This window comes from Lentibacter sp. (assembly GCF_029254145.1).
Taxonomy (GTDB): domain Bacteria; phylum Pseudomonadota; class Alphaproteobacteria; order Rhodobacterales; family Rhodobacteraceae; genus Lentibacter.
This window is the reverse complement of sequence record NZ_JAQWYD010000026.1, coordinates 41,508-53,294: the sequence shown is the minus strand read 5'-3', so window position 1 is coordinate 53,294 and position 11,787 is coordinate 41,508. Positions and strand designations below refer to the sequence as shown.

General features: G+C 55.2%; 13 protein-coding genes and 1 tRNA gene. 12 read left to right on the top strand and 2 right to left on the bottom strand.

Features of this window, described 5'->3' with window-relative positions; translation table 11 throughout:
* The 5 genes from P8O11_RS03375 to P8O11_RS03355 all read left to right on the top strand — a co-directional run.
* The coding region (locus tag P8O11_RS03375; RefSeq protein ID WP_300291636.1) for a KOW motif-containing protein at positions 1 to 208 on the top strand (208 nt) is incomplete at its 5' end.
* 48 nt (positions 209 to 256) lie between these two features.
* Positions 257 to 1,081: a UTP--glucose-1-phosphate uridylyltransferase GalU gene (galU, locus tag P8O11_RS03370; protein WP_300291634.1), complete on the top strand. Its 825-nt coding sequence runs from the start codon at positions 257 to 259 to the stop codon at positions 1,079 to 1,081.
* A 14-nt stretch (positions 1,082 to 1,095) separates the two neighbouring features.
* A complete protein-coding gene (locus tag P8O11_RS03365) occupies positions 1,096 to 2,103 on the top strand; it encodes an NAD-dependent epimerase/dehydratase family protein (RefSeq protein ID WP_300291632.1) in 1,008 nt (335 codons plus the stop codon).
* Positions 2,104 to 2,780: 677 nt separating this feature from the next.
* Complete coding sequence (locus tag P8O11_RS03360; protein WP_300291630.1) at positions 2,781 to 3,167, top strand: antitoxin Xre-like helix-turn-helix domain-containing protein; 387 nt, start codon at positions 2,781 to 2,783, stop codon at positions 3,165 to 3,167.
* Positions 3,164 to 3,850 carry an RES family NAD+ phosphorylase gene (locus P8O11_RS03355; protein ID WP_300291628.1) on the top strand — a complete coding sequence of 229 codons (687 nt, stop codon included), beginning with the start codon at positions 3,164 to 3,166 and terminating at the stop codon, positions 3,848 to 3,850. The genes P8O11_RS03360 and P8O11_RS03355 overlap by 4 nt, the downstream gene beginning before the upstream one ends.
* A gap of 1,046 nt (positions 3,851 to 4,896) precedes the next feature.
* Here P8O11_RS03355 and P8O11_RS03350 read toward each other — a convergent pair.
* Positions 4,897 to 4,986 (bottom strand) — tRNA-Ser (locus P8O11_RS03350).
* Between the two features lie 302 nt (positions 4,987 to 5,288).
* On the opposite strand from P8O11_RS03350, the gene P8O11_RS03345 reads away from it, so the two are divergent.
* From P8O11_RS03345 to P8O11_RS03315, 7 genes are read left to right on the top strand one after another with little or no spacing between them, the layout of a single operon-like run.
* Complete coding sequence (locus P8O11_RS03345; RefSeq protein ID WP_300291643.1) at positions 5,289 to 6,110, top strand: SPOR domain-containing protein; 822 nt, start codon at positions 5,289 to 5,291, stop codon at positions 6,108 to 6,110.
* A gap of 23 nt (positions 6,111 to 6,133) precedes the next feature.
* Positions 6,134 to 7,306 carry a D-alanyl-D-alanine carboxypeptidase family protein gene (locus P8O11_RS03340; RefSeq protein ID WP_300291626.1) on the top strand — a complete coding sequence of 391 codons (1,173 nt, stop codon included), beginning with the start codon at positions 6,134 to 6,136 and terminating at the stop codon, positions 7,304 to 7,306.
* Positions 7,303 to 7,929 (top strand): dTMP kinase, encoded by a 627-nt coding sequence (gene tmk, locus P8O11_RS03335; protein WP_300291623.1) that lies wholly within the window; start codon positions 7,303 to 7,305, stop codon positions 7,927 to 7,929. The genes P8O11_RS03340 and tmk overlap by 4 nt, the downstream gene beginning before the upstream one ends.
* Entirely contained in the window at positions 7,929 to 9,074 is a 1,146-nt protein-coding gene (locus tag P8O11_RS03330; RefSeq protein WP_300291621.1) for a DNA polymerase III subunit delta', read from the top strand. The genes tmk and P8O11_RS03330 overlap by 1 nt, the downstream gene beginning before the upstream one ends.
* On the top strand, positions 9,071 to 9,865 hold the full coding sequence (locus P8O11_RS03325; protein ID WP_300291619.1) for a TatD family hydrolase: 795 nt from the start codon (positions 9,071 to 9,073) through the stop codon (positions 9,863 to 9,865). The genes P8O11_RS03330 and P8O11_RS03325 overlap by 4 nt, the downstream gene beginning before the upstream one ends.
* Positions 9,862 to 10,662, top strand: a complete 801-nt coding sequence (locus P8O11_RS03320; protein WP_300291617.1) for an MBL fold metallo-hydrolase — start codon at positions 9,862 to 9,864, stop codon at positions 10,660 to 10,662. The genes P8O11_RS03325 and P8O11_RS03320 overlap by 4 nt, the downstream gene beginning before the upstream one ends.
* A 1-nt stretch (position 10,663) precedes the next feature.
* Entirely contained in the window at positions 10,664 to 11,599 is a 936-nt protein-coding gene (locus P8O11_RS03315) for an AEC family transporter (RefSeq protein ID WP_300291615.1), read from the top strand.
* Here the strand turns inward: P8O11_RS03315 and P8O11_RS03310 are convergent.
* Positions 11,596 to 11,739, bottom strand: coding sequence for a hypothetical protein (locus P8O11_RS03310; RefSeq protein ID WP_177170686.1), 144 nt, complete (start codon positions 11,737 to 11,739; stop codon positions 11,596 to 11,598). The two genes, P8O11_RS03315 and P8O11_RS03310, sit on opposite strands and share 4 nt — an antisense overlap.
* Positions 11,740 to 11,787: the final 48 nt, after the last annotated feature.

The window sequence follows — 11,787 nt, the reverse complement described above, 5'->3', positions numbered from 1 at the left end:
GATGCTGCGCTGCGATGCGAAGGGCAAGTTGTTGCCGCCGAAGCTCCTCAAGCCTGGCGACCAGGTGACCCTGACCAAGGGGCCTTTTGCCAACTTCGTGGCGGAGGTCGAAAAGATCGCGCCGGACCGGCGCGTCTGGGTCCTCATGGAAATCATGGGCGGACAGACTCGGGTTGCGGTTGGGGCCGATCAGTTGCGGTCCTTGTGAACTCGATAGATAAGCGCAATCACAAATAATTCGTATCGGAAAACCTTCATGACACCCGTTCGCAAAGCTGTATTTCCCGTTGCCGGTTTCGGCACCCGATTTTTGCCGGCTACCAAAGCTATGCCGAAGGAGCTGCTGCCGATCGTGGATAAGCCGTTGATTCAATATGCAGCTGAAGAAGCCATTGCGGCAGGGATCGACACGCTGATCTTTGTGACTGGGCGGAACAAGAGGGCGATCGAGGATCATTTCGACAGCAATCAGGAACTAGAGGCCGCACTCCGGGCAAAAGGCAAGAACGAGCAAGCGCAGATGGTGCGCAGCATTCTGCCTGATGGTGTCGAATGCATTTTCGTCCGTCAGCCGGAGCAGCTGGGGCTTGGCCACGCTGTCCTCTGCGCCGAGCGTGCTGTGGGTAATGATCCCTTCGCGGTCCTCTTGGCAGACGACTTCCTGACCTGCGAAGGGGCGGGCGTGACGGCTGATCTGGTCAAAGGATATAAGGCCTCAGGTCGCACGCAGCTGTCGGTCATGGAGGTCAACGGACCCGACATCTCGAAATACGGCGTAATCCAGCCCGGCGCTGCCACAGGCAGTGTTGCGGGCCTTGTCGAAAAGCCTGCCTTTGAGCAGGCGCCATCAAACCTGGCCTCGATCGGCCGCTATGTGCTAACGCCTGACATCTTCGAGATCCTACGTGGCCAAGCGCCCGGCGCCGGCGGCGAAATCCAACTGGCAGACGCGATCAACACCCAAGCCGCCGCCGGCCAGGTGGAGGCCGTCACGCTGAACGGCCGGCGGTTCGACTGCGGGTCTGTGAAAGGATTCTTGCAGGCCATCATGCATGTGGCGCAGCGATACGGTTTGGTTTGAAGGGGAGCATTACGATGACGGGGCGAGTTTTCATCACCGGCGCTGCTGGTTTTATCGGGTTTCACCTTGTAAAACGAATGCTGAGTGACGGCTGGCAGGTGATGGGCTTTGATGGCATGACGCCGTATTACAGCCCCAAACTGAAAGAGTCCCGCCTATCTGTCCTGCAGGCTCAGCCAGGTTTTTCTTTTGAGCAAGGCATGCTCGAGAAGGAGGGACGCCTGACAGATCTGGTCGGGGCATTCGATCCTGACGTGATTGTCCATTTGGCGGCTCAGGCAGGTGTCAGATATTCGATCGACGCACCACGGTCCTATGTTGCATCAAATTTGATAGGCGCGCACGAGGTCTTGGAAGCGGCACGGGCCTGCAAGCCGAAGCACCTGATGATGGCGTCCACCAGTTCTGCATATGGCGCCAACACCGAGATGCCCTATGCCGAGACGCATCGGGCCGTCCATCCCATGAGTTTTTATGCGGCAACCAAAATTGCCAATGAGGCTATGGCTCACTCTTACGCTCATCTGTTTGGTATTCCGACAACCATGTTCCGGTTCTTTACCGTCTATGGAACTTGGGGGCGCCCTGATATGGCGTTGTTCAAGTTTACAAAGGCGATCCTCAATGGCGAGCCAATTGACGTCTACAATCATGGCAACATGCAGCGTGACTTCACTTATGTCGAAGACTTGGTCGAGGGGATCGTCCGTCTGGCTGGAACTGTCCCCGGAACAGAACCGATAGGTCCGGCCGACAGCCTGTCGCCTGTAGCGCCATTTCGGGTCGTAAATATTGGAAACGGGATGCCCATTGCGCTGAACGAATTCATCGCGGCCATTGAAGCCGCGACAGGGCGTGAGGCACAGCGCAACTTGATGCCGATGCAGCCTGGTGATGTTCCTTCAACCTGGGCAGATGCGAGCCTGGTGGAAGCTTTGGTTGGGAAATTGCCTCGTATGGACATTCGGGAGGGCGTGCAGCATTTTGTGGATTGGTATCTTGGGTGGAACGCCGCCGAATGAGATTTGCTTTGCGCAAGTTGGTTCGCGGTCAGATCCATTCGAACCAGATGACTTTCGAACTCAGTCCACAATCAACGATTACAATGACTTAATGGGTGGAGAGGGTTCGCCGCCAGAGCCATTCCCTCCTCGGACGCCCCTGGCAGCGAACTTTTTCTCTGCAACATTTTTACGACGGGCGCCTTAAAGCCAGAAATGTCTCGTAACATACTGAATTATTGACGAAAATGAGGGAAACCTGTTTTCTATTTTTTCCGCTGAATTCCGTTGCAGAGATGGTTCGCTCCGAGTCCCATGTGAAGGGCGGATAGGGTTGAAACAGAACTTTTCTCTGGAACGGAATTTTCCGCGAGATGCTCCTGCTGCATGTCTTTTAAGCGCCTGTTTTCGAGACATAAAAATGCAGCGCGATCAACGTCTTTCCGTAGAATTCTGTAGCGCAGAATTTTCGCCACGAAAGTCGAGCGCCGGCGTGGAGATGCGATGTGCTCGAAAAACAACTGAATTTGCACCCTTTAAGGGAAGTCGCCTCTGAGAATGCAGCTTAGAGATCAGCCTCGTCATGGCGGAATGCGCGGCCTTCGAAGTATCTTGTTGGTCGGACTAGGTGTCTATTATATGGTCACATCTTGACATTTGTTTATTTTGTGAACGCGCTGGCGCAGGAGGTGCAAACCATGCAATCAACGACGACTGTTAAGGCAACAAGCCGTAAGGACCTGACGGGTCCGGCATTGCGCACGTTCTTCCGGATTGCAGAGGCTTGGAAGCTGCAGGAGCAAGAGCAAATGCGCTTGCTTGGTCTTGAGAGCCGATCAACATTCCAGTCTTGGAAGCGGGGCAGTGTATCAACGATCCCAAAGGATGCGTTAGAGCGCATCTCTTACGTTTTGGGGATCTACAAGGGCCTGCACATCCTTCTTCCGCAGACCGCTGACGAGTGGGTACGAAAGCCTAACGCCGCCAAAACGTTCAGTGGTCGTTCTGCCTTGGACAGGATGATGTCTGGTAACGTTGCGGACCTCTTTGTCGTGCGGCAATACGTTGATGCGCAACGCGCATGATCGACGAAATCCAAACGAGTAACGTTGCATGTCAACCTTGCTTTCGTATCGTGCCAAGCCGCTTCCCGCCAATCAGCCTCTTTGAGGACGTTGCAGATCCGGCTGACCTTGAAGCAATTTACGAAATCGAGGCCATGACCAATGATAAGCTGCGCGAAGAAATCGGGGACATTGCGTTGGTTGCGCTTGAAGACCGAGTGTCCGGTCCGGGTACTTCGCCTATCATGGCTGCTTTCACACATCTCAATCCTGAGGGTGATCGCTTCACAAACGGCACCTATGGCGTTTTCTATGCTGGCAAGTCGATTGAGACAGCCGTTGCGGAAACCAAGTATCACCGTATCAAATTCCTGCAGGCAACCAACGAGCCCGCGCAGGAGCTTGATATGCGCGTTTACACCGTTGATTTGAATGCTGATCTCCACGACATCCGAGGTATGCAGTCCAGCCATCCAGCCTACTATCACGCAACAAGCTATGGGATGTCACAGGATCTGGCACTCCGGCTTCGCGAGAGTGGGGCGGACGGGATCGTCTACATGAGCGTTCGGGATGAGGGCGGTGAATGTGTTGCCGTGTTCCGGCCTCGGCTTCTGTCCAACTGCCGTCAGGAGCGCCATCTCTGTTACGTCTGGGATGGAAAAACAATCTCGACCATCTACGAGAAAAAAACGTTCAGCTGAGGTTGATGAAATTTGGGAGGGGTTCGCTGTCAGTCTCGTTCAAGCCAGTTAACTCGCGAACTCACATCCACACCAATGATTACAATGGCTTAAGGGGTAGAGAGGATTCGAGCGAAGTCGACAGTCCTCCCAAACCGCCATAGGCCGCCATGAACCGACACTGGCCGACATGGAGTAAATTAGTCGAGCCAAGACTCGCCATGCAAGGAAATGAAAAAATCAATTATTTACAAAGCACTAAAAGATTTTTCTGGCCACTTCAAGTCGTTTAAAAAATGTTGCAATGCCCGAGTAGAGAATGTTTGCATCCCGTCCGCCTGTTTTGAGAAATTCATGCGTGCGCGGAGCCTTCGCAGGCATTGAGTACATTCTGAAAGGTTGCCCTGAGCAGCAGCAACGTATTGTTTCTACTCATAAATACGCATTGACCGCCATGAGCCGGCAATGTGGGTAGAGAGGGTTCGCGGCGTGTGACTCCCTATCCTCGCTTATTTTTGCAGCTTTCTGAATGACTATGAGGCCCAGCCATCACCTAGTGAAGCTAATTTGATTCAATGCAATAGAAGGTCGGCGATCTTCGCAGGATGACGCTGATTATTGATAATTATGTCTTTTTTGCGGTGTGAATTGCTAAACGTTGACATGGCGCCAACATTAGATGCCTGGATATTTCACCAGTACTTCATTCGGGAACTAAGTATTTATTGGTTATGAAATTTCGTTGAGAAGACGGAATTTTAGCCAGTGAACTTTGAATAACACACTTACATTTACAGGAATTTTGATAGCTGGCTATATTTTCAAAACTGCTGAATATAATTTCCAACTGACCTGCGTACGAAACTGGGAGTGCGTCAAAACCAAATACAAATTTAGCCCCGCAATATAGGTTTTGTATGAGGTTTAGTATTTAGTGCAGACCAAAATTTTTGCTGAGATATTTTCTCTTTAGGGCGTTGTTTACGAAAAAGTGTATCTTGAAGTGTATCTATATTGCGGTCTAGACTAGAATAAACCAATAAATTTAATTACTTAAGCCATATAGATGGCGGAGGAGGTGGGATTCGAACCCACGGAGGGCGTTAACCCTCGTCGGTTTTCAAGACCGGTGCATTCAACCACTCTGCCACTCCTCCGACGCGGCTTCCTTAGCCTGAGATTGTGGCAGTGAAAACCACAAAAATACACATTGGGTGAAGATTTTTACAGAGATGTCATTTTACAGGTCTTTTCGGCTGACGATTTTATGCCGATTGCGAAGCGCAGACTTTTCATAAGCGGCCCAAAAGGCTAAGCTCTTGCTCAAAGCGTGTGAAAAAGCGCGGTGGTGAAGCGGGCAGGGCTGTCTCTTGGGGCAGTTCGGCGGGAGTTGGCAGAGAGCAGAATGTATAAACAGTATATTTCCTACGGATTTGGCGGCGCACGCAAGCTTGGCTTGATGTTCGGGGCTGTCTTGGTGGTGGCCGGATGTGAAGAGGGCGGTGAGTTTACGCTTTTCAAGCCCAAGGTTGAAGGCGAGGCCAGTGTTGCATCGGCCGCTGCAGGGCAGAAGACAGTTGAACGCGATGTCGAAGCGCCTGATGTGTTTCAGGTGAGTGAAGCGGGTCTTTGGGATGGTCGCCCCTCGCTTGGCGGGGTCTGGGTTGCGCATCCTGATGTCAAAGAGCCTGAGCGCGTGATTATCCGCAACCCTTCCAATGGCAAGTTTGTGGTGGGGGCGCTGTTCCGTCGTGAGCGGGAAAACCCTGGCCCACGCTTGCAGATCTCTTCAGATGCGGCGGACGCCTTGGGAATGCTTGCAGGGGCGCCAAAAGAGCTGAATGTGACGGCGCTGCGGCGTGAGGAAGTGGCTGTCGAAGCTGATCCTGCGACGGATGCGGCGGCGGGGCTGAGCGAGCCCGAGTTTGTGGCCGAGACATCGCTTGACCCTATCGAGAGTGCGGGTGCGGCGATTGATGCGGCAGATGCTGCTTTGGAGGCTCCTCTGACGCCTGCTCCTGCCGCCGCGTCGGTTGCCACATCTTCCTTGGCGAAGCCTTTTGTGCAGATCGGTATTTTCAGTGTTGAAAAGAATGCGGGCAACACCGCGACGGCGATGCGCACAGCGGGCATGGTTCCGACTGTGAAGCAGCAGAGCCTGAACGGCAAAACCTTCTGGCGCGTGATTGTCGGACCCGCTCAGAGCAAGTCTGATCTTGCGCAGCTGCTCAAGAAGGTTAAGTCGCAAGGCTTTAACGATGCTTACGCGGTGAGAAACTAAACCCCAAACGGACGGAGGCGCTGATGCTGCGCGCGGCCTTTTCTTCTTTTGTTTTCGGGCTCGCGCTTGCGGGTCAGTCCCTCAGCCTTGCGGCCTTTGAGACGCAGGCAACCTCGGCTTTTGTGCTCGATTACACCACGGGCACTGTTTTGCTCTCTAAGGATGCGGATGTGCCTTTGCCGCCTGCGTCTATGAGTAAACTGATGACGTTATATGTGGCGTTTGAGGCTGTGCGCGACGGGCGGCTCAAGCTTGATGAAGAGTTGCGCGTCTCTGAGCATGCGATGAGCTATACAGGTTCGACCATGTTTTTGCAGGCGGGCGAGCGTGTTAATGTCGAAGATCTGTTGCGAGGGATCATTGTGTTGTCGGGCAATGACGCTTGTGCTGTGATTGCCGAGGCGCTTAGCCCTGATGGGACAGAGGCGGGCTTTGCGCGGTTTATGACGGGGCGGGCCAAGGCTTTGGGCATGACCCATTCGACATTTGCCAACGCCAATGGCTGGCCCGATCCGCGGCATCGGATGTCGATGCGGGATTTGGCTATTTTGGGCACAAAGATCATTGAAGATTTCCCTGAGTTCTATGAGATGTTTGCGGAAAAGGAGTTTCTTTTTGACAAGAAAGAAAGCCAGAACCGCTTTAATCGTAACCCGCTTTTGGGGCTCGGGATTGGCGCGGATGGGCTTAAGACGGGTCATACCAAAGAAGCAGGCTATGGCCTTGTCGGCTCTGTGAAGCAGGGCGCGCGGCGAATTGTTTTTGTGATTTCAGGATTGCAGACCGAGCAAGCGCGTGCGCGTGAGGCTGAAGCAATCACAAATTGGGCATTTCGCCAGTTTACCACTGCGCAGCTTTTGGAAGAGGGGCAGATCGTGGCTGAAGCCGAGGTCTGGATGGGGGAAAAGGCGACTGTGCAGCTCACCGCGGCCAAAGCGTTGAACACTCTTGTGCCGACAGGAACAACGGATCGTAAAGTCGAGGCCGAAGTCATTTATGACAGCCCCTTGAAGGCGCCTGTGATGGCGGGAGACCAAGTGGGCAAGCTGATTATCCGTCCCGAGGGGCTGGCGGCCACAGAAGTGCCCTTGATCGCGGCCAAGACAGTTGAGCAGGGCGGTGTGATGGTGCGTCTGAAGACGGCTTCGCAGCGGGTGGTCAAAAAGCTGATGGCTGAGGCTGAGGGTGCGCTTTGAGCCACGTTAAAGCGCAGTTTATCACGCTGGAAGGCGTGGACGGGTCGGGAAAGTCGACCCAAGCCAAGCTCTTGAAAGAGGCGCTGGAGGCTGAGGGCCACAGCGTTTTGCTCACCCGCGAACCGGGCGGCTCTCCCGGCGCGGAAGAAATCCGCAGCCTTGTGCTTGAGGGCGAGCCCGACCGCTGGTCTGCGGAGACGGAGATTCTGCTATTTACAGCCGCGCGACGTGACCATCTGGAGCGCACGATTTTGCCGGCGCTTGCGGCGGGAACCATTGTGATTTGTGACCGCTTTGTGGATTCGACACGCGTCTATCAAGGGCTCACGCGCGGGGACTTGCGCGATGTTGTGGACAAGCTTCATGCGTTGATGATCGGGCGCGAGGCTGATCTGACGCTTTTGTTTGATATGGACCCAAAGCTTGGCCTCGCTCGGGCCAAAGCGCGACAGACGTCAGAGGAACGCTTTGAAGATATGGGTCTTGAGATGCAGCTTGCGATGCGGCAGGGCTTTTTGGCGCTGGCCAAGGGCGCGCCAGAGCGTTTCGCTGTGATTGATGCGGGGCGCGATATTGAGGCGATTGCGGCGGACACTCTTGCGGCTGTCAGGGCGTCGCTCTGATGGCGGATGAGGCGCTTATCGAGCCTGACCGTCTGGACGGTACGCCGCACCCGCGCGACACGGCTAAACTCTATGGGCAAGAAGCTGCGGAGGCGCGTTTCCTGCAAGCGTTCAATGCGGGGCGGTTGCATCACGCCTGGCTTTTGACAGGGCCGAAGGGCGTGGGAAAAGCGACGCTGGCATGGCGGATTGCGCGGTTTTTGCTAACTGAAGAGCAGGCAGAGGCGGGGATGTTTGGCGATATGACTGATGCCAAGCCTGAGCGGCTTGATGTGCGCGCCGACCATCCTGTTTTGCAACGTATTCTGGCGGGCAGTGAGCCACGCTTGTTCAAGATCACGCGTTCAATCAATCCCGATACAAAGCGTATGCGCGATGTGATCGTTGTGGATGACGTGCGCAAGCTGGGGCATTTTCTGTCGATGTCAGCGGCGGAAGGCGGGCGACGTGTTGTGATTTTGGACGCAGCGGACGAGATGAACACACAGGCGGCAAACGCGCTTTTGAAGATGCTCGAAGAGCCGCCCAAGCTGACCACGTTCTTGCTGATCGCGCATCAACCTCAGGGGCTTTTGCCGACGATCCGCTCACGCTGTCGAGAGTTAAGACTGAATACACTTGAGGCGAATGATATCGCCGCCGCCCTTGAGGCGGCGGGTGTTGAGGCGGAGCTTGGTGCGGAGGCAGCCAGTGCTTTGAGTGCGCTTTCGGGCGGGTCTGTCGGGGCTGCCGCCCGCATGCTCGAGCTAGAAGGGCTTGTGCTCTATGGCGAATTGGTCGCCATTTTTGAGAGCTTGCCCAAGCTTGACCGTGCGCGCGTCTTGCGACTTTCAGAGGCCTTTGCTGCGCGGGGCAGCGAGCAGAAGCTGGATCTGTTGCTCGTACTTTTGGAGACCCTGCTGTTTCGTCTTGCGCGCGCAGGCGCGATGGGAGCGCAGGCGCAAACCCTGGCGAACCCGAACGAGCCGGCGCTCTTTGAACGGCTTTCGCCCAATCATCAGGCGGCGCAGCGCTGGGCGGTGCTTTCGGATGAATTGCTCGCGCGCGCGCGCCATGGGCGGGCGGTGAACCTTGACCCTGCTGCGCTGATCCTTGATACGTTCTTGCGTATTCAACGATCCGTGGCAGAGCACAGCGCAAGATGACTTCAAGCACCAAGATAACCGACAGCCACTGCCACCTCGACTTTCCCGACTTTGATGACGCGCGCGCGGCGTATATCGACCGCGCCCTCGAGGCGGGTGTTCATCGTATGGTGACAATCTGCACAAGACTGAAAAACGAGCCGAATGTGCGCGCTATTGCTGAAGAGTTCGCGCCCGTGTTCTACGCTGCGGGGACGCATCCTATGAGCGCGGCGCAAGAGCCTTTGACCAATGTGGAGGAGCTATGCCGAATGGCCAAGCACCCCAAGATGGTCGGGATTGGCGAGACAGGGCTTGATTATCATTACACCGCCGACAGCAAGGATATTCAGCAGAAGAGTTTGCGGATTCACTGCGCGGCGGCAGCGGAGGCGGGTTTGCCTCTGATCATTCATGCGCGGGCGGCAGACGACGATATGGCGCGGATCCTTGCGGAAGAGCACGGCAACGCGCCATTTGGCTGCGTCATGCATTGCTTTTCTTCCAGCCGCGAGCTGGCAGAGGCAGCTCTGGATCTCGGATTTTATCTATCTATGTCGGGGATCGGGACATTTCCGAAAAGTCAGGAGATTCGCGATATTTTTGCGAGTGCGCCTGTTGAGCGTATTCTTGTGGAGACGGACGCGCCCTATCTTGCGCCGCCGCCCTTTAGAGGCAAGCAGAACGAACCTTCATATGTGGTGCATACGGCCAAGGTTGCAGCAGATGTTTACGGCTTGAGCTATGAAGACTTTGCCGCGCAGTGTGAGCGGAATTTTGAGCGTCTCTTCACGAAAGCGGTGTTTGCATGAGCGAGAAGCTGCGCTTTACCATATTGGGCTGTGGCTCTTCGGGGGGCGTCCCACGCCTTGGTGGCCATTGGGGCGATTGTGACCCGGAAAACCCGAAGAACCGCCGGCGCCGCTGCTCCATGCTTGTTGAGCGTGTTGGGGCGGAGGGTATCACGCGGATTTTGATTGATACATCGCCTGACATGCGCGCGCAGCTTTTGGACGCTGGTGTCGGGGCGCTGGATGCTGTGGTTTATACCCATAGCCACGCCGACCATGTGCATGGCATTGATGATTTGCGTATGATCGTGTTCAACCAACGCGCACGTTTGCAAGTCTGGGCCGATGGCGACACGCAGCGCGACCTTTATGCACGCTTTGGCTATGCCTTTGTGCAGCCGAAAGACAGCCCTTATCCGCCCATTCTGGATATGAACACAATAGACGGCCCGTTCGAAATCAGAGGCAAAGGCGGGGTGATCAGCCTTTTGCCATTTGAGGTCAATCACGGCTCTATCGAGGCTTTGGGCTTTCGCATGGGCGGGCTCGTTTATCTGCCTGATGTGGCGGAGATGTCTGATGAGGGCTGGCTTGCTGTTGAGGGAGCAGATGTTTGGGTGCTTGATGCGCTGCGCCGTACGCCGCATCCGACGCATGCGCATTTGGAAAAGTCGCTCGCGTGGATCGAGCGGGCAGCACCTAAGCGGGCTGTTCTCACGAACATGCATATTGATCTGGACTATGCCACTTTGGAGGCTGAAACGCCTTCGCATATCACGCCTGCCTTTGACGGTATGGTGATTGAGCTAGAGGCCTAAAATGCAAGCGCTTCTTGACGTTATCCTGCCTGTTTTTCTTGTTGTCGGGGCGGGATACGCCACTGTCAGATTTGCGTTGTTTTCGGATGGTGTGATCGACGCGATCATGAAGTACACACAGAATTTCGCGATCCCTGCGCTGCTCTTTAAGGCAATTGCTGGGCTTGATCTGAGTGAGAGTTTTGACCCTGCACTGCTGGTGAGTTTTTACACGGGCTCGGCGACCTGCTTTTTTGCGGGGCTTCTGGCCGCGCGATATCTTTTTAAGCGCGACTGGGAAGACAGTGTCGCCATCGGCTTTTGCTGCCTGTTTGCCAATTCGGTGATGATGGGCCTCGCGATCACGGAGCGGGCCTTTGGGGCTGATGCACTGGCAGCGAATTATGCCATTGTGGCGGTGCATTCGCCGTTTTGTTATGGGCTTGGGATCACCGCTATGGAGATTGCGAGAGCACATGCGACGGGGCAGCCTGCGCGCACTTTGCCAGCGACTGTGGGCAAGGCGATGTTTCGCAACGCACTTGTGCTCGGTATTTTGCTTGGCTTCGCCACAAACCTGTCAGGTGTTGTGCTGCCGCAGGTTTTTAAGGACGCTCTGGGCATGATTGTGAGCACGGCGCTGCCGCTGGCGCTCTTTGGTCTGGGGGGCGTGCTCGTGCGCTACAAGATCAAGGGTGATATCAAGCTTGTTGCGTTTGTTTGTGGTGTCTCGCTGTTTTTGCACCCCACAGTGGTGTGGAACATGGGCAAGGTCATGGAAATTGATGTGGGCCAGTATCGCTCTGCCGTGCTTACGGCGGCGATGGCACCAGGCGTTAACACCTATATTTTCGCGTCCATGTATGGGAAGGCGCAAAAAGTCGCCGCGACCTCTGTCTTGGTCGCGACGGTGTTGTCGATCTTTTCGGTATGGCTTTGGCTTGACTGGCTGCCTTAAGCGGCGTTGGCCAAAGCTTGACGCTTTGCGATAAACGCGGCGCGGCGTGTGCCACGCTGCCAGGGCATTGCTGTTGTTTCTTGACGCGCGGCCTCGATCATTGTGTCGAGCCAGCGCTTGCGTGTTTGGGTTGCCTGCATTTCGTTACTCCTCAAACTATGCCAGTCGGTGCTGGCTTCATTGCTGCT